Raw genomic sequence first — 20,122 nt, 5'->3', positions numbered from 1 at the left:
TTTACCCCCATGACAAAAAACACAAAAAGTTTTGCATTGCCATTGGCATTCATTGGCGTCATGTTCTTTTCACTGGGCTTCGCCCTTGGTATCAACTCAGTATTAGTCCCCGTATTGAAGGGATCGCTGGAAATCAGTTCGGCGGAATCATATCTGATTATCGCTGCCACTTTCATCCCGTTTCTTATTTTTGGTTATCCGGCAGGACTTACGATTAAAAAGATCGGATACAAACGGACGATGGTTCTGTCATTCCTTATGTTTGCCATAGCCTTCGGACTTTTCATACCATCGGCAAGCTATGAAAGTTTTCCTCTGTTTTTATTGGCTTCCTTTATCAGCGGAACTGCCAACGCTTATCTGCAAGCTGCCGTAAACCCGTATATCACGATTCTGGGACCGATAGACAGCGCCGCCAAACGTATCAGCATTATGGGTATATGCAATAAACTCGCATGGCCGATTCCACCTTTATTCCTGGCTTTCCTTATCGGAAAAGAAGTGACCGACATTACGGTAGCTGACCTGTTTCTGCCGTTCTACGTTATTATCGCCGCATTCATCGCACTAGGTATTATCGCATACATGGCTCCCCTACCGGAAGTCAAAGCCGTCGGCGAAGATGACAGCGAAGAGGCAGCCGAAGCCTGTCCTTACGCTGCAAAGAAAACTTCCATCTGGCAATTCCCGCATTTATTATTAGGCTGTCTTGCCCTCTTCTTATATGTAGGTGTAGAAACCGTATCACTGGGTACATTAGTAGATTATGCCACCAGCCTTCATTTGGAAAATGCAGCAATGTATGCCTGGATTGCTCCGATAGGCATTGTGATCGGTTACATCTGCGGCATCATCTTCATCCCTAAATATATGAGCCAGGCTACAGCACTGAAGATTTGTTCGGTTCTGGCTATCATCGGTTCCGTACTGGTAGTACTTACACCTGCTGATATATCCATCTATTTCATCTCATTTATGGCATTGGGATGTTCTTTAATGTGGCCTGCCCTGTGGCCTTTGGCTATGGCAGATTTAGGAAAGTTCACCAAATCCGGTTCATCTCTTCTGATCATGGCAATGGCAGGCGGTGCTGTTATTCCTACCTTATTCGGCTATCTGAAAGACATTTCCGATATTCAGAAAGCATATTGGATTTGCCTTCCCTGCTTCCTGTTTATTCTATATTATGGGGTAGCCGGATATAAAATCAGAACGAAATAAATAAAGATATTCACATGGATATGGAAAGTCACTCATCAAAAGAGTGACTTTTCTTTTTATATTTCGTAAATAAGCCGTATCTTTGCCGAAATTTATAACATTCTGATAGCAGTTACGTAATAATACCAACAAATTAATTAGATAATGAACAAAATCATTAGCAAAGAACGCTTTTCTGAGAAAGTGTTTAAACTTGAAATTGAAGCTCCTTTAATTGCTAAATCCCGCAAAGCCGGACACTTCGTCATTGTACGTGTAGGCGACAAGGGAGAACGTATGCCTCTGACGATTGCCGGTTCTGATTTGAAGAAAGGCACCATCACTCTGGTGATACAGGAAGTCGGGCTCTCCTCTACCCGTCTTTGTGAATTGAACGAAGGTGATTATATCACTGACGTAGTAGGTCCGCTCGGACAAGCTACTCATATTGAGAATTTCGGAACAGTTGTTTGTGCTGGTGGTGGTGTAGGTGTTGCTCCGATGCTTCCTATCGTGCAGGCTTTGAAAGCTGCCGGAAATAAAGTGATCACTGTATTGGCAGGACGTAACAAAGACCTTATCATTCTGGAAAAAGAAATGCGCGAAAGCTCCGATGAGGTGATTATCATGACAGACGACGGCTCTTACGGGCGTAAAGGTCTGGTAACTGAAGGCGTGGAAGAAGTCATCAAACGTGAAAAGGTGGATAAATGCTTCGCCATCGGCCCTGCTATCATGATGAAGTTCGTTTGTCTGCTGACAAAGAAATATGAGATTCCTACCGACGTTTCATTAAATACCATCATGGTAGACGGAACCGGTATGTGTGGTGCTTGCCGTATCACGGTAGGAGGAAAAACGAAGTTCGTTTGTGTCGACGGTCCCGAATTCGACGGTCATCAGGTGGACTTTGATGAAATGTTGAAACGTATGGGTGCGTTCAAAAAGATTGAGCGTGAAGAGATGAACAAACTCCAGCCCGAATGTGAAGCAACGAAAGAGATAGATGAGAAAAGCCGCAACGCAGCCTGGAGACAGGAACTGCGCAAATCGATGAAACCGAAAGAACGTACAGCTATTCCACGTGTCGAGATGAACGAACTTGATGCCGAATACCGTTCACATAGCCGCAAGGAAGAAGTAAACCAGGGTCTGACCGCCGAGCAAGCAGTTACAGAAGCCAAGCGTTGTCTGGACTGTGCTAACCCTGGATGTATGGAAGGGTGTCCGGTAGGTATCGACATTCCGCGCTTCATTAAGAACATCGAGCGTGGCGAATTCCTCGAAGCAGCCAAAACACTGAAAGAGACAAGTGCGCTTCCGGCTGTATGCGGCCGTGTCTGCCCACAGGAAAAGCAATGTGAATCTAAATGTATACACTTGAAGATGAATGAAAAACCGGTAGCTATCGGTTATCTGGAACGCTTCGCTGCCGACTTCGAACGTGAAAGCGGACAGATTTCAGTACCTGTCATTGCCGAAAAGAACGGCATCAAAGTAGCGGTGATCGGTTCGGGTCCTGCCGGATTATCATTCGCAGGTGATATGGCAAAATACGGTTATGATGTAACAGTATTCGAGGCACTCCACGAAATCGGTGGTGTATTAAAATATGGTATTCCGGAATTCCGTCTGCCAAACAAGATTGTAGATGTAGAAATAGACAATCTCGTTCAAATGGGCGTTACTTTCATCAAAGACTGTATCGTAGGAAAAACAATCAGTGTGGAAGATTTGAAGGAAGAAGGTTTTAAAGGAATATTTGTCGCTTCCGGTGCCGGTCTGCCTAACTTTATGAATATACCGGGCGAAAACTCGATCAATATCATGTCTTCCAACGAATACCTCACCCGTGTCAACCTAATGGATGCTGCGAGCGAAGACTCTGACACTCCGGTAGCTTTCGGCAAGAATGTGGCTGTCATCGGTGGTGGTAATACTGCTATGGACTCTGTCCGTACAGCCAAACGCCTGGGTGCTGAACGTGCTATGATCATCTACCGCCGTTCGGAAGAAGAAATGCCTGCACGTATCGAGGAAGTGAAGCATGCCAAAGAAGAAGGAGTCGAATTCCTGACATTGCACAATCCGATTGAATATATTGCCGACGAACAAGGTTGCGTGAAACAGGTCATTCTCCAGAAGATGGAATTAGGAGAGCCGGATGCTTCCGGACGTCGCAGCCCTGTAGCCATTCCGGGAGCTACGGAAACAATCGATATCGATCTGGCCATCGTCAGTGTCGGTGTATCTCCGAACCCGATTGTTCCGAGTTCCATTAAAGGACTGGAATTAGGACGCAAAGGAACCATTGCCGTAGATGACAATATGGAATCATCTATTCCGATGATCTATGCCGGCGGAGACATTGTGCGTGGCGGAGCTACCGTAATCCTTGCCATGGGAGATGGCCGTAAAGCCGCTGCTGCCATGAATGAACAACTGCAAAGCAAGTAAAAAGGACCACCTTATTATAACAGAAAGCCCCGTCTGCTGAATGCAAACGGGGCTTTCTTATCACAAGATACTTCTTACTTCAGTACGCTATTCGTCGCAGGGTCCGGGAAAATCACGGTCGGTTTAAACGACTTCGCTTCCTCAAAATCCATCAATGCGTACGACATGATAATCACAATATCATCCGGTTGCACCTTGCGGGCGGCAGCACCGTTCAGACAAATCTTACCGGAACCGCGTTCACCTTTGATAATGTAGGTTTCAAAGCGTTCGCCATTGTTGTTATCAGCGATGTACACTTTTTCTCCCGGAATCATGTTGGCAGCATCCAGCAGGTCTTCGTCAATCGTGATACTACCCATGTAGTTCAAGTTTGCCTCTGTGACACGTGCACAATGAATTTTCGACTTCAACACTTCAATCATCATAAGGTTTCGTCTTTTTTTAATTTAGATTTCTTTATACTTGATATTATCAATCAGTCTGACCTCTCCGCAGAACACTGTGATACAGCCTACTACATACTGAGAATCCTCCCAACTGCTTACCTTTTGCAGCGTGTTTCCATCAACGATTTCAAAATACTCCAAACGCAATCCCGGAGCAGCCTCTATCGCCTCTTCTACCATCTTCTGCGTCTCACTCACTGTGTGAGATGCTGCAAAGGTACGACTTTTAAATAATGTCTGAGAAATATTTAAAGCATTTTCACGTTCTTGTGCCGATAAACGTTTATTCCGACTGCTCAGAGCTAGTCCGTCTTCCTCACGAACGATAGGACAACCTACAATTTCCAGTTTATAATCCATCTGACGAACCATCTCCCGAATAATCGCCAGTTGCTGGAAATCTTTCTCTCCGAAATAAGCACGATCCGGTTGCACCGCGTCAAACAACTTGCTGACAATCTGGCAAACTCCGTTGAAATGCCCCGGACGGAAAGCCCCTTCCATCACCGTATCCAACGGAGCATAGCTGAATTCACGCGTATCCGGCTGCGGATACATCTCTTCTACTGAAGGAGCAAAGGCAAATGCTGCACCGCAATCTTCCAACAAGCGGCAGTCAGCATCCAGTGTACGCGGATACTTTGCTAAATCGTTTTTATCGTTAAACTGAGTGGGATTTACAAAAACACTCACTACTGTTACACCATTCTCACTTACGCTGCGCTTTACCAGTGATGCGTGTCCTGCATGTAAAGCACCCATTGTGGGTACCAGTCCTACCTTCTTACCCTGGGCTCTCAGTGCCGTCAATTCGGCCTGTAAGTCCTTGATAGTGTGTATTACTTTCATTTTTGTTAATTGGTTTATGTTTTGGTCGTTTGCAAAAACTCTGCAAAATAAACTAATATTTGCCACATAAAGAAAGAATATGGTATTTAAAGTTCCTTTTTTTTGCTATCTTTGCAGAATATTATAGTGAACTATTGTTATTATGACAAAGGCGAATAAAGTTTTATTTATTACTCAAGAGATTACACCTTACGTTTCAGAATCCGAAATGGCCAATATAGGTAGAAACCTTCCACAGGCAATACAAGAAAAAGGCCGTGAAATCAGGACATTTATGCCTAAATGGGGAAACATTAACGAACGCAGAAATCAACTGCATGAAGTAATTCGCCTCTCCGGTATGAACCTGATCATCGACGATACTGATCACCCCCTTATTATAAAAGTTGCTTCTATTCAATCCGCACGTATGCAGGTATATTTCATCGATAATGATGATTATTTCCAGAATCGCTTGCAGACAGCGGATGAAAATGGTGTGGAATACGATGACAACGACAGTCGTGCTATCTTTTATGCACGCGGTGTGCTGGAAACAGTGAAGAAACTTCGCTGGTGTCCCGACGTCATCCACTGTCATGGATGGATGACGGCATTGGCTCCTCTTTATATTAAGAAGGCCTACAAGGACGAACCCTCGTTCCGTGATGCTAAAGTTGTATTCTCGGTATATGAAGATGATTTCAAGAATACGCTCAGTGAAGATTTTGCAACCAAACTGATGTTGAAAGGCATCACCAAGAAGGATTTGGCTGGTTTGAAGGAACCGGTAGACTATGCGGCACTTTGTAAACTTGCCGTTGATTATTCTGACGGAATCATACAAAACAGCGCAAAGGTAGACGAATCAATCATTGAGTACGCCCGTCAATCAGGCAAACTGGTACTTGATTATCAGGATCCGGAAAACTACGCAAACGCTTGCAACGAATTCTACGATCAGGTATGGGAAACCACTACAAATAAAGAAGAAGAATAAAAATCTAGATACGACAATCATGAAAGCAAAATATGCCTTGATAGCTTTACTGGCAATCACATTTTTCGGATGCGATGATAATACAGGCGGACTGGGATTAGGAATGTTCCCGGGCAATGACCAAAATATCAAAGGAAAGTTATCCACGTTTGATGTAACTACTAAATCAATTCCTACTGGAAAGATCTATGCCAAAACCAACATCGGATATGTTGGAAAGTTCACTGATGAAACATTCGGTACTTATCAGGCAGGCTTCCTTGCTCAACTGAATTGTCCGGATGGCTTAACTTTTCCTGAAGTATATACAGAAAAGAAAGATGCTAGCGGTAAAGTTATCTCAGCTACAGGAAAAATGGTTATAACTAATGAAGATGACGAAACGATTGAAATCATTAAGGATGACCAAGGTAATCCTATTGGCAACATACGTACTACCGAACTTTTCTTATTGTATGATAACTATTTCGGTGACTCACTGACTGCTTGTAGATTGAGTGTTTATGAATTAGGTGGAGATAATAAAGAAACACTAAACACAGATAATGCGTATTATACAAATATTATTCCTGAAGAATTCTATGATAGCCAGAATCTTTTAGGAACAAAAGCTTATACAGCCGTAGACTACTCCCTATCTGAAGAAGACCGTAATTCAAGTACATACGTACCCTATATTCACGTTGCTTTTAAAGAAGACAGAGCTAAAGAAGTGGGCAAAAATATTCTAGAAGCATCAAGAGCAGCTGGAAAAAAATTTAATAATCAGTTATTTGGAAAAGCCTTTCCAGGGATTTACGTAAAAAGCGATTATGGTGACGGAACAGTACTTTATGTAGATCAAGTACAAATGAGAGTAGTATACAAATGTTATGCTACAGATTCCATCACAGGCATTAAATTAAAAAAGCAAGATGGAGTTAACGATTCAACCTATTATACTTGGCGTCAATTTGCTTCTACCAGAGAAATTATTCAGGCTAATCAATTAAGTAATGACGAACAAGCCATTAATGAAAGAATAAATGAAAAAACCTGTACTTATTTAAAAAGTCCGGCAGGTATATTCACTGAAGCTACATTACCAATTTCTGACATAGAGAACGAATTAACTGGCGATACCTTAAATGCAGTAAAACTGACATTCACTAATTACAATCAATCAAGTGACAAGAAGTTTGGCATGTCTATACCATCTACTGTAATGCTTGTACGCAAGAAATTCCAGGATAGCTTCTTTAAAGACAATAAGTTGAGCGATGGTGTATCTTCTTATCTAACTTCACATACAAGTAGTACAAATCAATATGTATTCAGCAACATCACCAAATTGGTAAATGCCTGCATTGCAGAAAAGGAAGAGGCTAAGAAAGCAAAGGGTAGTGAATGGAATGAAGCTGACTGGTTACAAAAAAATCCAGATTGGAATAAGGTAGTACTTATACCTGTACTTGTGACTTATGACTCTTCAAACACTACAACCGGTCAGGCTAATATTATTAGAATACAACATGACTTAAAACCTGGTTATGTACGTCTGAAAGGTGGAGAAGCTGGAGAAAATCCAGGTGGTGAGAATTACAAGTTGAAACTTGAAGTTATTTCTACAGACTTCGGATTAACAACTAAGTCAAACTAAAAAGATATATAAAATAAACAGCGCGGGTTACTTCGGTAATTCGCGCTGTTTATTTTATATGTACCTGTCACTGGAATTAATAGCAAACAAGCCCTTTTCGGACAATCCCATTCCTATATAACATTCCAATATAACATCGCAATATAAAAAACAACCGTGAGGTGATTCCCATCTCCCCACGGTTACAACCAGTTAATTTATTATTATCTTATTCTTCTTTCTTTGCAGTAGCTTTCTTGCGAGTAGCTTTAGCTACTGGTTCTTTTTTCGCAGCGACTTTCTTGGGAGCTTTTGCAGCTCCTTTTTCAGCTTTTGCCTGCCATTTGGTTACTTCCTTTTGCAGTTCGGCTATCTCCTCACCCTGATTCTTAATAGTAGTCAGCAGAGAGTTAAGCTCTTCATTATCTACATCAACAGGATACAGTGAATCTACTCGTTTGATAAAGTCGCCCAAGATATTCATGTAGTTAGTAAAGGCATCGTAAGGAGAGTCATAGATACCACGATTCAGCCAGATACCTGTATTCTTGGTAGTCATGAAACGGAAGTTATTGCTGGCTTGCAGATAATCCCAGTCCTGCTTGATACGACGGTCGTCACACAGATGAACACGTTCTGCTACGCTATACAACTTGTTGAAAGCCTCACGCTGCAGGATATTACCCAGCCAACTGCTTGTATCTCTTTCTTCGTCCACCCATGACATTGGATAAGGAACATCCAGTTGAGATACAGATTTCAATTTAGATACAATCTCTGTTGGAGTAGAGAACGTGATACCCTTTGATTTAGCACATTCGGGCAATGCTTTCAGGAATTCCAGGATATTGGAAGAAAGCGGCTGAGCCATACCCAATGCACTTAATTCCATAAAGATATTAATCACTTGCTCTTCTTGTGGCAACGCATCAATCCAGTTAATATACTTATCAGCAAATAATGGATATTCCGGCCATTCCGAATTGGAGAAACGCAATCCTATATCATCAGAAAGTTTAAAGTCTCTCAACAGCAATTTGAGACTCGGAGCCTGATTGCAGTGATATACATAGTGCGGGCTCTTCCATCCCAATACATGTTTTGCACCTTCCGTCAGCATTCCCTTAAAGCCCATAGAAGCTACCAGTCCACCTATTTCATCCGAATAAATCAAGCTGGAATTGCGGAACACCTTCGGTTCTTTGCCAAACATCTGTTTCATTTTATCACGCTGGCGAAGCACTTCTTCACGGAAGCAGTCTTCGTTAGCCAAAGATGACAAGCCGTGTGAATAAGGTTCGCAAAGGAACTCACAACAACCGGTATCATTCAACTGATGCAGCAAGTCAATCACCGCCGGAGCATGAATTTCAAGTTGCTCCAATGCCACACCGGAAATAGAAAGCGCCACTTTGAAAGCTCCTCCCGAGTTTTTCACCATCTCGATCAACGTGCTGAGAGCAGGTATATAAGATCGTTCGGCAACCTCATTCATACCGGTTTCATTTGCATAGTCATCATAGTAATAATGATCGGTGCCGATATCGAAAAAACGGTAGCGTTTCAAGTGTATAATCTGATGTATTTCGAAATAAAGACAGATCGTTCTCATAGTCTATATCATTTTATTGTTTACCATAATTTTTAATAACCTCATCATAGATACCGCGAACTTTATATCCCACGTTCTCCCATTTAATCTCATCCACTTCTTTCTTACCCTCTTCTTTCAGGTACTCGTACATAGCCGGGTAAGTACAGATAGAATAAATGGCATCCGCCATAGCGTGAATATCCCAGTAGTCCGTTTTAATACATTTATCCAAAATTTCGGCACAGCCGGATTGCTTGGATATAATGGAAGGTACACTACATTGCATAGCCTCCAACGGAGAGATACCGAATGGCTCAGATACAGAAGGCATAATGTATACATCACTGGCTTTCAGCACTTCGTACACCTGCTTTCCCTTCATAAAACCGGGGAAATGGAAACGGTCCGCAATACCGCGTTCGGCTACCAGACGAATCATCTGATCCATCATATCACCACTACCGGCCATTACGAAACGGACATTGCGCGTACGGTGCAATACCATTGCTGCAGCCTCTACAAAGTATTCCGGTCCTTTCTGCATGGTAATACGTCCCAGGAAAGTAACGACCTTTTCGCTCGGATTCTTTTGAGGAACAATATCCTGTATCTCTTGTGACAAAGGAGAAACGGCATTATGCACAGTAGACACCTTCTTCGGGTCCTGAAAATACTTATGGATCACAGTCTGACGGGTCAGTTCGCTCACACACATGATGTGGTCGGCATTGTCCATACCATTCTTCTCAATGGCATACACTGTCGGATTGACATTGCCGCGACTACGGTCGAAATCAGTAGCATGCACATGGATCACCAATGGCTTACCAGATACTTGCTTGGCATGTATCCCTGCCGGATAAGTCAGCCAGTCATGAGAATGAATGATATCAAACTCCTGCTGACGTGCTACCACCCCGGCAACGATCGAATAGTTATTGATCTCTTCGTGCAGGTTGTCCGGATAACGTCCGGAGAACTCGATGCATCCCAGATCATTCGTATTGAGATAGTTGAAGTCGGCATAGATATGATCGCGCAAGTCATAGAATAATTGCGGGTCCATATAACTGCCTACGCGTCCTTTCACATAGTCCCAACCGACATTTTTCCACACTACCGGCGTGCTGTTCATGCCGATAATTCTCAAAAAGCTCTGATCTTCGTCTCCCCATGGTTTGGGAATACAGAATGTAATCTCCAGATCATCCTGCTGAGACATTCCTTTTGTCAGACCATAACTGGCAGTCCCTAACCCTCCTAAGATATGCGGGGGGAACTCCCATCCAAACATTAAAACTTTCATTTTCGTTCCTCCTCTTTTTAATAATACTTAGACAGTAGCTTTAGAATACGCAGTACTTCGGCGACATTCATGGCAAACGATACAGCTCCGCGTCCTTTAAAAGGCGGATTACCATCGAAAAGTTCAGGCAACGAACTGATACAATGAATTGTCAGTTCATCTTCGAGACCAATAAGCTGGCGTTCAATGAACGACAGACCACTCATCTTATAAATTCGCAGATAGGCTTCCATATAGAATCCCATCAGCCAAGGCCAGGCTGTGCCTTGGTGGTAAGCGTAGTCACGCTGTATCTGAGGACCAACATAGTTAGGGTTATAGCCCCCGCTCTTCGGGCTCAAGGTACGGAGTCCCTTGGGGGTGAGCAACTCTTTGGTTGCGATGTCGAGCACTTGCTTCTTTTGCGCCCGGTCCAATGGAGAATAATCGAATGCTACGGCAAATATCATGTTGGGGCGTACGCTCCAGTCCATCATATTTCCGTCTACATAGTCAAGTAAATATCCATATTCGTTGCGGAACACTTCGATAAATGATTTTCCCGTCACTTCCGCCTGTACGTCAAGCGCATCGGCCAGAAGAACGTTTCCATCTTCACGAACCAGATCGGCAACGAAACGAAGCGCATTATACCACAAAGCATTAAACTCTACGATATATCCCGTACGGGGAATCACCGGATGTCCGTTTACGGTGGAGTTCATCCACGTAATCGCCTTATCGGTGCCATTGGCATAAAGCAATCCGTTTTCATGCAGGAAGAGGTTCTCATGTTTCCGCTGACGGATAAATTCGATGATATCTTTCAGCAGTTCGCCATATTTCTGACGGCATTGTTCGCGGGAGGTCTCCTTGGCATACTGTTGCAAAGCCCATACGGCCCAAAGCAGTACATCCGGATGTTCCATCTCGTAAATCTTGTATCCTGCCGGCTCATCATTGATGAAGCTTCGAATCGCTTTTTCCGCTGTCTTCATCACATCTTCAAACTGATCCACCTCGTCCAGCGCAAGTGTCAGTCCCGGCAAGGATATAAACATATCGCGAGCACGGCACTTGAACCACGGATAACCGGCAAGGATATAATGTTCTCCCTCCTGCTGATTATGGAACTGATGGGCTGAGTTTTTCAGACAGTGATAGAAGCTATCGCGAGGCGTACGGTCAGCCACTTCGGCTTCGAACGTCTGCTTCAGTCTGCGCGGAGTCACTTCGGAAGTACCCGCAGAAAAAACGATGCTTTCTCCTTTCTTTATATCCACTTCAAAATATCCCGGAACATATAGGTCTTCATTGAAGTCGTAGCCTCGCTCTTGTTCTTTCGGATATTCGAATCCACGATACCAGTCGGGCTGGAAATGGAACTCACAAGCCTTGTTCAACTGCATGAACAGTTCCGGATAACCGGGATACATACAAGTCTTGATACCATTTTCCACAAGTTGATAATCGCGGCTTGCCTGCGCATTCTCGTGAGTGTACTCTCGTACGCTCCGGAAAGCGAGGAACGGTCGGAAGCGCAACGTCGTCGCCGAGTGTGCGTCCAACAAAGTATAACGAATCAGGATTCTGTTTTCATTATGTACAAAGATTTTTTCTTTGCGTAACACTACTCCTCCAACACGGTAAGTTGTCGCCGGGATATGCTCACAATCGAATTCACGGATATACTTATGTCCATTCGGACTAAAGTTGTTTCCCTGATATTTATGCAACCCCAAGTTAAACTCAGCACCATGTTGAATTACCGTTTCATCAAGAGAAGATAGCAGCACATGATTTTCATCGTCGATATTGGGAACAGGAATTACCAACAGTCCGTGATATTTGCGTGTGTTACAATCAACAATCGTTGTACAATGATAAGCTCCTGCTTTGTTCGTCCGGAGAATCTCCCTTTGGAGACTTTCTTCCAGATTCGTCATGAGGGTCTTGTCAAATCGTAAATAACTCATAGTTGTGCATTATTTAAAGGTTAATTATTGGTCACTATATTCCTTATATATATCTATTGCTGTTCTGTATATATACCAGCCTGAGCATTGTATATATAGGTATAATGCCCAAATGTACAAATTCTAGATAAAAACAAAAATAAAAAGGCTTTTTATTTTCAGTTTTTGTGCAAATATTCGTAGTATTGCGTAAAATATCTAAAGAAAGGAAAGTAATGAAGCGAGATATTCAGCGTATCATGCTGGCTACAGCGGTGCCGTTGTTCCTAATTTTTATCCTATTTCTGCTAAAGATCGTTGAAGTCGGCATGGGCTGGGACTTCTCTCACATGGGGATATACCCTCTGGAAAAGCGAGGAATAACGGGTATTCTGACTCATCCGCTGATACACAGCGGGTTCAGCCATTTGCTGGCCAATACGTTGCCGCTATTTTTTTTATCGTGGTGCTTGTTCTATTTCTACAGGGGGATAGCCGGACGTATTTTTATGATCATCTGGATCGGAGCCGGACTGCTGACCTTCATTATCGGCAAACCGGGATGGCACATCGGTGCCAGCGGACTGATTTACGGACTTGCCTTCTTTCTTTTTTTCAGTGGTATCCTGCGGAAATATGTTCCTCTGATTGCCATCTCACTGCTTGTCACCTTTTTGTATGGAGGAATCATCTGGCATATGTTCCCCTACTTCTCTCCCGCCAATATGTCGTGGGAAGGACATCTCAGCGGGGGTATCATGGGAACACTCTGTGCATTCGGTTTCTTGAACCACGGGCCTCAACGACCAGAACCTTTTGCGGACGAAACGGATGAAGAAGAAGAATCTCCGGAAGAAGATATCAACGATCACAATACAACCGACTCTACGGATATTACCTCATAAATCCCGGTTACGACTTATGCAATGCCTCAATCAATAAAGTGATATTAGCAGTAAACAACCTTACTGAGATAGCGAGCAGGATGATACCGAAAAACTTACGGATGATGTAGATTCCCCCTTTTCCGAGGAAACGTTCCACACGTCCGGTCATGCTTACTACAAAGTAGACCCATAGCATATTCAGTATCAAGGCAATGATTATGTTAACACTGGCATATTCGGCACGAAGCGAAAGAAGCGTAGTAAAAGCTCCGGCCCCTGCCAGCAGCGGGAAGACAAGCGGAACGAGTGTCGCTTCCTTTATCGGCCCCTGATTTTTGAAGATTTCTATATCCAGAATCATTTCCAGAGACATAAGAAAAATAACGAATGCGCCCGCCACGGCGAATGATTCGATATCTACATGAAAAAGTTTCAGCATCATATCACCCGCGTAGAAGAAGCCTATCAGTAAGGCAAAGGAGATGACAGTAGCCTTTGTTGCATTCACATCTTTCCCCTTTTCCTTCAGGTTAATAATAATAGGTATAGAGCCGATAATATCTATTACTGCAAAAAGTACGATAAACGCACTGATCATTTGCTGCCAATTAAAACCCGTGAACATAATTCCTCCTTTTTTTTGCAAATATACTCTATTTTTATGCATTCAAACAATAAAAAAAACAAAAAGAAAGGGGATATGTGGATAGCAGTGTTGTATTATGAGTAAATTTGTACGATTAATAAGAGATTACAACGTATGGAAACAATGTTCGATACTTTGCTCCAATTACCTTTATTTCAGGGGCTTTGTCATGAAGATTTCACTAGTATTCTGGATAAAGTCAAGCTGCACTTTATCAAACATAAAGCTGGGGAAACCATCATAAAGAGTGGTAATCCCTGTACCCAACTTTGTTTTCTGTTGAAAGGTGAGATTTCTATTGTCACCAATGCAAAAGAAAACATTTATACGGTCATCGAACAAATCGAAGCTCCCTATCTGATAGAACCTCAGTCTTTATTCGGTATGAATACCAACTATGCTTCTTCTTATGTGGCACATACGGAAGTGCATACTGTTTGTATCAGCAAAGCATTCGTACTCAGTGATCTGTTCAAATATGACATCTTCCGCCTCAACTATATGAATATCGTCAGCAACCGGGCGCAAAATCTCTATTCCCGTTTATGGGATGAACCCACGCTGGATTTAAAAAGCAAAATTATCCGTTTCTTTCTGTCACATTGCGAAAAACCGCAAGGGGAAAAGACTTTCAAAGTAAAGATGGACGATTTGGCGCGTTGTCTGGATGATACTCGATTAAATATTTCTAAAACACTGAATGAACTACAGGATAATGGTTTAATCGAGTTGCACAGAAAAGAGATTCTGATTCCGGATGCTCAAAAACTACTTTAAGAGATTGACAGTTTGGGTAGAACAATCTAATATATATAAGGTAGAAAAAAGTCAAAAGAACAGTCTTCTAATTATTTTCAAAGGAAAAATCGACCTAATTATTTAAATTAATTGCATTACTTTTCATTCTGGAGAGCAATAGAGACCTTATGCCAAATTGAATAATTTTGAAGAAGTCGTAATAGGACTTGGTATTTTTATACCCCAAAGTATATTTTCTACTGTTTCCATAGGCTATTCAAAGGTTATTAAGTACATGTACTATTCTAAGACGGTGTAAAGTTATTAATAAAATCGAAAAATACAATATCTTTTTTATTTTAATTATCAACAAACACCTTTTTTTTAGAATCTCAATTCTACTATATAGTTCATAAATTGTCATCCCAAGCATCCATCAACCAATTAATCAATTATATATAAGACACTTATACACATACATACCAAGTCCTATTACGACTTAGCCCCAATTAATCAATATGATTATAACCTTAAATTAACATTTATGAAAACTCTTAGCAACAGCCCTCCGCCTTTCAAAACCGGAGAATTTGATCTCATTTTTTACTTTTATTTCAGCACAGATCAGAATAGGTATGATATGTATTCTGAGTTCATTATCAACTTCAATACCCCCAATTTAAGAAGATGAATAATAGCAGTCAAACACACCCATATATTTTCAAACTTACTCATACATACAAAAACAAACGTATACCCCTTGTATGCATACCCTAGTTCTACCCACATAGTAGACACACAAGAGTAGGTTTCCCTATCACTTTTTTTTAACCAATCTAATTATTAACCTTTTATCACAGAAAAACAATGCGAAAAAGAAGAGTTTATTGGACGCTGTTCATTACAGCTTTCGCGTGGTTAGCTTCCTGTTCAGATGACGACATCAATGGAAGCAGCGGGTTCAACCCAAACCAGCCTATTGAGATTACAGAATTTTATCCTGATTCCGGAGGTATAGCCACTCCGATGATCATCGAAGGCCGCAACTTCGGTACAGACACCACTGGCATGAAAGTCTATTTTGAAGATGTAGACGGGATCAGACATCCTGCCGGATTAGTCAGCAGTAACGGTAGCAGAATCTATGCATTTGTTCCCAAAGGACTCACCTTCAAAAGAGAGATGAATATTCTTGTAGAAAGAAGAACACCCGACGGTCAAGAATACATAGGCAAAGCACCAGACCAATTCCTATACAAGACACAAACCAGTGTTAGTACGGTAGCAGGACTTGCATCACCGGACAATAATATAAACACCGTTGGTGGTGACCTTGCCACATGTACTTTCTCCTCTCCTTTCTATCTCTGTATAGACGGTGAAGACAATATATTTGTGGTAGACCGTAAAGGAGACAGTGGAAAAGACAAACAACCAAACACAACCTGCCGTAATGAAAAAGGTGAAGGCGTAAACGGAAACATTTCAATGATTTCCATCGCCAGCAATTCTTCCATTGTATTAAAATATGGAACTGCATATATTAATGCACCGGCTTATTCTGATGAAAAAGATGCTGAAGCTGTTTACATTCCGGATGATGCCGGCATGAAATATTATGATATGCAAAAACTTCTAAATTATGTTCCCCGATATAGAACAGTCTTGAAATCAGAAGAACTCAGCACCGTAGACGAAAACAACTGGAAGCATTGCTTTGTAATCAACAAGCTGGATCATATGATCTATACGGTCATGTGGAAAGGGCAATTGGTTCGAATCAATCCTAAAAACCGTACAGCAGAAATTTTGCTAAAAAAAATATCTAATGTAGCAACAGGCGACGGCGGCAAAGCAGGAAGTGACTCCTATATCGCATTCAGCCCTATTAAAGGAGAAGAAAACGTACTCTATGTATCTCTTGCAGATTTTCACCAGATTTGGAGAGTGGACGTATCCAAGATCACTCCGGAAGATAAAGACACTTATAACGGAGAATCATACGCAGGAAAAGCAATCTACGAAGGAGTTATGAACGGGAAGGGCTGGGAAGACGGCTTGCTGAAGAACGCCAAATTCAGACACCCGCGCCAGATTTGTTTCACCGACGACGGAAAAATGTACATTGCTGACAGTGGTAATTCCTGCATCCGCGTAATAGATACTACTATGCCGAAAGAAAGAGCAGCCGTAACCACACCTATCGGTCTGCCGGGAGCGGAAGGTTATAAGGATGGAGGTCCGGAAATTGCCAAATTCCACTTCCCTTGCGGAGTAGCAGTCAACAGTGATGGAACTATTGTATATGTAGCCGACACACAGAACAAAGTGATTCGTAAATTATCCATTGAATAACCTTATACAAAATACAATATGAGAAATAATTTTCTACTGATTGTACTGATCATGGCGCTTATACCGCTGACGAGTTACAGTCAAGACAATAAGAAAAAACAGTTTACTGTAGCGGGGGTTGTAATAGACAAAACCGGTGAACCGCTACCGGGTACTACCATTTATGTTAAGAATGCACCGGGAGTGGGAACCTCAGCAGATATGGATGGTAAATTCAGTATCAAAGTAGATGCCAACCAAATATTAGTCATTCAGGCTATTGGAATGAAATCTATCGAGAAACTGGTGACTAAAGATGAAATGACACTCAAAGTTACATTGGAAGAAGATGACACCAAGCTTGACGAAGTAGTGGTCACAGGTATGACTTCACAAAAAAAGATATCAGTAGTAGGTGCAATCAGTACCATTGATGTAGCCCAGCTCAGTACTCCCGGTACTTCCCTCAACAACATGATCGGCGGACGGTTGGCTGGTGTCATCACCATGCAGAGTTCGGGCGAACCGGGAAAAAACATCTCCAACTTCTGGATTCGTGGTATCAGTACTTTCGGAGCCAGCTCCGGTGCATTAGTGCTGATTGACGGTATCGAAGGCCGCCTTGAAGACATTGATCCTGATGATGTAAAATCGTTCAGTATCCTGAAAGACGCCTCCGCCACCGCAGTGTATGGTACCCGAGGTGCCAATGGCGTGGTCTTGGTTACCACTAAACGTGGAGAAACAGGCAAACTTACCATCACAGGACGAGCAACATTAAAAGTATCGCACATCAAACGTCTGCCCGAATACCTGGGAGCTTATGACTACGCTCTCCTTGCCAATGAGGCACGTGCCATGTCGGGTGAAGACGACCTTTACTCCCGTCTGGAACTGGATCTGATAAAATACAATTTGGATAAAGACCTCTACCCGGATGTTAACTGGATAGATGAAATAATGAAACGCACATCTATCCAGCAGAATTATTACATCAATGCACAAGGAGGAGGCGACATAGCCAGATATTATCTTTCATTAGGGTATCAGGATGAAGGAGCGGCCTACCGGCAGGAAGACAACCTGTTCAAAAAGCCTTTGTCATATAAAAAAATAACCTATCGTGCCAATATTGACATGAATCTGACCAAAACAACCAAAGTTTATTTTGGTCTGGACGGATATATTTCCAACTATACCAGCCCGGGTGGACAAAACACGAATACGGTATGGTCAGCAGTCCGTCAGCTAACTCCACTGATGTTTCCTAAAACCTATTCAGACGGTACCTTCCCTTCTTATGGAAAACATGACCTTGCTTCTCCGTATGTCATGCTAAATAACACCGGATACACGCAAGATGAAACTCAGCGTAATATGCTTACACTCAAACTTGAACAGGAATTCGGAGGATTCCTGAAAGGAATGACAGCGTCGGTACAAGCGATGAGCGAAAATATCAATTATTTCAATGAAGGACGTTACATATGGCCTGACCTCTACCGCGCTACAGGAAGAAGTTCACAAGGGGTACTCATCAAAACATTGCGTACTGCCAAAGAGAACATGAAATATACACAAAATAACAACAGATACAGAAAATACTACATGGAAGCCAAAGCCAACTGGGACCGTACATTTGGTTTGCACTCACTAGGAGCATTGGCTTTATATTACATGGAAGATGTTCATAACACCCAATGGGACTATGACGCAATGGGTATTAATGCCATTCCTCAACGACGTCAAAACTTATCAGGACGTGTTTCCTATGGCTATAACAATTGCTATTTCATTGATGCAAACTTCGGTTATACAGGTTCTGCGCAATTCGAAAAAGGAAAAAGATTCGGTTTCTTCCCTTCCATTGCTGTAGGCTGGGTACCGACATCCTATAACTGGGTCAATGAGGCCATTCCCTGGTTAAGCTTCCTCAAGTTCCGCGGCTCCTACGGTCAGGTAGGTAATGACCAGATCAGTGGTGACCGGTTCCCTTATTTGACATTAATCAATGACAATGCCGCCTCTTACTGGGGATATCGTGAACGGGGTATTACAGAAACTGTGAAAGGAGCCGACAACCTTCAATGGGAAGTAGCAAAGAAACTCAACTTTGGTATCGATGCCAAGTTCTTCCACGACAAGCTCTCTGTCACTGTTGACTTTTTCCGCGATACACGTGATCACATCTTCCAGGATCGTGTGACGCTGCCTAAGTTTGTAGGTATGGTTACCGTCCCGAAATCAAATGTAGGAAAAATGCATAGCTATGGTTCTGACGGAAACTTCGAATTCTTCCACCAGATCAATAAAGACATGAGCTTCACTGTACGCGGCAATTACACTTTCTCTCAGAATATTATTGATTACTATGAAGAAAACAAGTTACCTTATGATTATCTGAGTGTAACCGGAAAACCCTTTAACATCCTTCGCGGATATATTGCAGAAGGTCTCTTCTCCAGTAAAGAAGAAATCAACACAAGTGCCGACCAAAGCGGATTCGGCCGCATTCGTCCGGGAGATATCAAATATCGTGACGTAAATGGAGACGGTATTATCAATGACGATGACAAAGTACCTTTGTCCTATTCCAACCAACTCCCCCGGGTAATGTATGGGTTCGGAGCCGATTTTCATTGGAAAGACTTAACCCTCAGCTTCCTTTTCAAAGGTTCGGCAAAAGTAGACTACTACCGTTCGGGACTCGGTAATGACGCAGGATGGATTCCCTTCTATAACGGAGAACTCGGCAACGTTATCAAGCTGGCCAACAATCCCAAGAACAGATGGACGCCCGCATGGTATTCAGGCACCACCGCTACGGAAAATCCCCATGCAGAATTCCCACGTCTCTCCTACGGAGGTAATACGAACAACTCCCAGCTTTCCTCTTTCTGGAAACGGAACGGTTCTTTCCTGCGCTTTCAGGAACTCAGTCTGAAGTACAACCTGAAGACTCCATGGATAAAAAAGACAGGACTATCTTCTGTCGATCTGGAGTTTGTTGCCAACAACCTTTTTACTATCGACAAAGTGAAGTATTTTGATCCGGAACAGGCATCTGCAAACGGGGCCGCTTATCCGATACCGGCAACTTACACGTTCCAGGTTTATCTTAAATTCTAAAA

14 protein-coding genes are annotated in these 20,122 nt (G+C 42.5%); 8 read left to right on the top strand and 6 right to left on the bottom strand.

The window, feature by feature from the left end:
- Window positions 1–9: 9 nt before the first annotated feature.
- Window positions 10–1,221, top strand: coding sequence for a glucose/galactose MFS transporter (gluP, locus tag KTR07_RS02240; protein ID WP_055216878.1), 1,212 nt, complete (start codon window positions 10–12; stop codon window positions 1,219–1,221).
- Between the two features lie 144 nt (window positions 1,222–1,365).
- Window positions 1,366–3,657 carry a bifunctional dihydroorotate dehydrogenase B NAD binding subunit/NADPH-dependent glutamate synthase gene (locus KTR07_RS02235; RefSeq protein WP_055216876.1) on the top strand — a complete coding sequence of 764 codons (2,292 nt, stop codon included), beginning with the start codon at window positions 1,366–1,368 and terminating at the stop codon, window positions 3,655–3,657.
- A gap of 74 nt (window positions 3,658–3,731) precedes the next feature.
- Here KTR07_RS02235 and panD read toward each other — a convergent pair whose 3' ends face one another.
- Window positions 3,732–4,085, bottom strand: coding sequence for an aspartate 1-decarboxylase (gene panD, locus KTR07_RS02230; protein ID WP_113748732.1), 354 nt, complete (start codon window positions 4,083–4,085; stop codon window positions 3,732–3,734).
- A 21-nt stretch (window positions 4,086–4,106) separates the two neighbouring features.
- Window positions 4,107–4,955: a pantoate--beta-alanine ligase gene (panC, locus tag KTR07_RS02225; protein ID WP_055216874.1), complete on the bottom strand. Its 849-nt coding sequence runs from the start codon at window positions 4,953–4,955 to the stop codon at window positions 4,107–4,109.
- Between the two features lie 142 nt (window positions 4,956–5,097).
- Here panC and KTR07_RS02220 point away from each other — a divergent pair, with 142 nt between their 5' ends.
- Both KTR07_RS02220 and KTR07_RS02215 read left to right on the top strand, forming a co-directional pair.
- A complete protein-coding gene (locus KTR07_RS02220; protein ID WP_008759978.1) occupies window positions 5,098–5,934 on the top strand; it encodes a glycogen/starch synthase in 837 nt (278 codons plus the stop codon).
- Window positions 5,935–5,953: 19 nt separating this feature from the next.
- Window positions 5,954–7,573 carry a DUF4270 domain-containing protein gene (locus tag KTR07_RS02215; RefSeq protein WP_055216873.1) on the top strand — a complete coding sequence of 540 codons (1,620 nt, stop codon included), beginning with the start codon at window positions 5,954–5,956 and terminating at the stop codon, window positions 7,571–7,573.
- A 208-nt stretch (window positions 7,574–7,781) separates the two neighbouring features.
- Here KTR07_RS02215 and KTR07_RS02210 read toward each other — a convergent pair whose 3' ends face one another.
- Genes KTR07_RS02210 through KTR07_RS02200 form a run of 3 tightly spaced genes read right to left on the bottom strand, consistent with a single transcriptional unit; the run spans window position 7,782 to window position 12,407 of the window.
- Window positions 7,782–9,164 (bottom strand): glycoside hydrolase family 57 protein, encoded by a 1,383-nt coding sequence (locus tag KTR07_RS02210; protein WP_022471536.1) that lies wholly within the window; start codon window positions 9,162–9,164, stop codon window positions 7,782–7,784.
- Window positions 9,165–9,177: 13 nt separating this feature from the next.
- Complete coding sequence (locus KTR07_RS02205; RefSeq protein WP_008759975.1) at window positions 9,178–10,452, bottom strand: glycosyltransferase family 4 protein; 1,275 nt, start codon at window positions 10,450–10,452, stop codon at window positions 9,178–9,180.
- A 17-nt stretch (window positions 10,453–10,469) separates the two neighbouring features.
- Window positions 10,470–12,407, bottom strand: coding sequence for a glycogen debranching enzyme N-terminal domain-containing protein (locus tag KTR07_RS02200; protein WP_217315032.1), 1,938 nt, complete (start codon window positions 12,405–12,407; stop codon window positions 10,470–10,472).
- A gap of 215 nt (window positions 12,408–12,622) precedes the next feature.
- On the opposite strand from KTR07_RS02200, the gene KTR07_RS02195 reads away from it, so the two are divergent.
- Entirely contained in the window at window positions 12,623–13,291 is a 669-nt protein-coding gene (locus KTR07_RS02195) for a rhomboid family intramembrane serine protease (protein ID WP_113748935.1), read from the top strand.
- A 7-nt stretch (window positions 13,292–13,298) separates the two neighbouring features.
- Here the strand turns inward: KTR07_RS02195 and KTR07_RS02190 are convergent, their stop codons facing one another.
- Window positions 13,299–13,898, bottom strand: a complete 600-nt coding sequence (locus KTR07_RS02190) for a MarC family protein (protein WP_008759972.1) — start codon at window positions 13,896–13,898, stop codon at window positions 13,299–13,301.
- Window positions 13,899–14,033: 135 nt separating this feature from the next.
- Between KTR07_RS02190 and KTR07_RS02185 the strand changes: the two genes are divergently transcribed.
- The 3 genes from KTR07_RS02185 (at window position 14,034) to KTR07_RS02175 (ending at window position 20,120) form a co-directional block, all read left to right on the top strand.
- Window positions 14,034–14,696 (top strand): Crp/Fnr family transcriptional regulator, encoded by a 663-nt coding sequence (locus KTR07_RS02185; protein ID WP_054959787.1) that lies wholly within the window; start codon window positions 14,034–14,036, stop codon window positions 14,694–14,696.
- Between the two features lie 828 nt (window positions 14,697–15,524).
- Window positions 15,525–17,012, top strand: coding sequence for a hypothetical protein (locus KTR07_RS02180; protein ID WP_008759970.1), 1,488 nt, complete (start codon window positions 15,525–15,527; stop codon window positions 17,010–17,012).
- Between the two features lie 18 nt (window positions 17,013–17,030).
- Window positions 17,031–20,120 (top strand): TonB-dependent receptor, encoded by a 3,090-nt coding sequence (locus tag KTR07_RS02175; RefSeq protein WP_016268367.1) that lies wholly within the window; start codon window positions 17,031–17,033, stop codon window positions 20,118–20,120.
- The last annotated feature ends 2 nt before the right edge of the window (window positions 20,121–20,122 follow it).

The organism is Bacteroides sp. MSK.20.82 (genome assembly GCF_019052485.1).
GTDB lineage: Bacteria > Bacteroidota > Bacteroidia > Bacteroidales > Bacteroidaceae > Bacteroides > Bacteroides thetaiotaomicron.
The sequence above is the reverse complement of the archived record's forward strand: the minus strand, read 5'-3'. Positions and strand labels throughout refer to the sequence as shown.

Bases quoted from the DNA above. Each gene is read 5' to 3' on its own strand.
- panD (WP_113748732.1), bottom strand. From the start codon at position 4,085: ATGATGATTGAAGTGTTGAAGTCGAAAATTCATTGTGCACGTGTCACA.
- KTR07_RS02195 (WP_113748935.1), top strand. From the start codon at position 12,623: ATGAAGCGAGATATTCAGCGTATCATGCTGGCTACAGCGGTGCCGTTG.
- KTR07_RS02185 (WP_054959787.1), top strand. From the start codon at position 14,034: ATGGAAACAATGTTCGATACTTTGCTCCAATTACCTTTATTTCAGGGG.
- KTR07_RS02175 (WP_016268367.1), top strand. From the start codon at position 17,031: ATGAGAAATAATTTTCTACTGATTGTACTGATCATGGCGCTTATACCG.
- KTR07_RS02220 (WP_008759978.1), top strand. From the start codon at position 5,098: ATGACAAAGGCGAATAAAGTTTTATTTATTACTCAAGAGATTACACCT.
- KTR07_RS02200 (WP_217315032.1), bottom strand. From the start codon at position 12,407: ATGAGTTATTTACGATTTGACAAGACCCTCATGACGAATCTGGAAGAA.
- KTR07_RS02235 (WP_055216876.1), top strand. From the start codon at position 1,366: ATGAACAAAATCATTAGCAAAGAACGCTTTTCTGAGAAAGTGTTTAAA.
- panC (WP_055216874.1), bottom strand. From the start codon at position 4,955: ATGAAAGTAATACACACTATCAAGGACTTACAGGCCGAATTGACGGCA.
- KTR07_RS02210 (WP_022471536.1), bottom strand. From the start codon at position 9,164: ATGAGAACGATCTGTCTTTATTTCGAAATACATCAGATTATACACTTG.
- KTR07_RS02215 (WP_055216873.1), top strand. From the start codon at position 5,954: ATGAAAGCAAAATATGCCTTGATAGCTTTACTGGCAATCACATTTTTC.
- gluP (WP_055216878.1), top strand. From the start codon at position 10: ATGACAAAAAACACAAAAAGTTTTGCATTGCCATTGGCATTCATTGGC.
- KTR07_RS02180 (WP_008759970.1), top strand. From the start codon at position 15,525: ATGCGAAAAAGAAGAGTTTATTGGACGCTGTTCATTACAGCTTTCGCG.
- KTR07_RS02190 (WP_008759972.1), bottom strand. From the start codon at position 13,898: ATGTTCACGGGTTTTAATTGGCAGCAAATGATCAGTGCGTTTATCGTA.
- KTR07_RS02205 (WP_008759975.1), bottom strand. From the start codon at position 10,452: ATGAAAGTTTTAATGTTTGGATGGGAGTTCCCCCCGCATATCTTAGGA.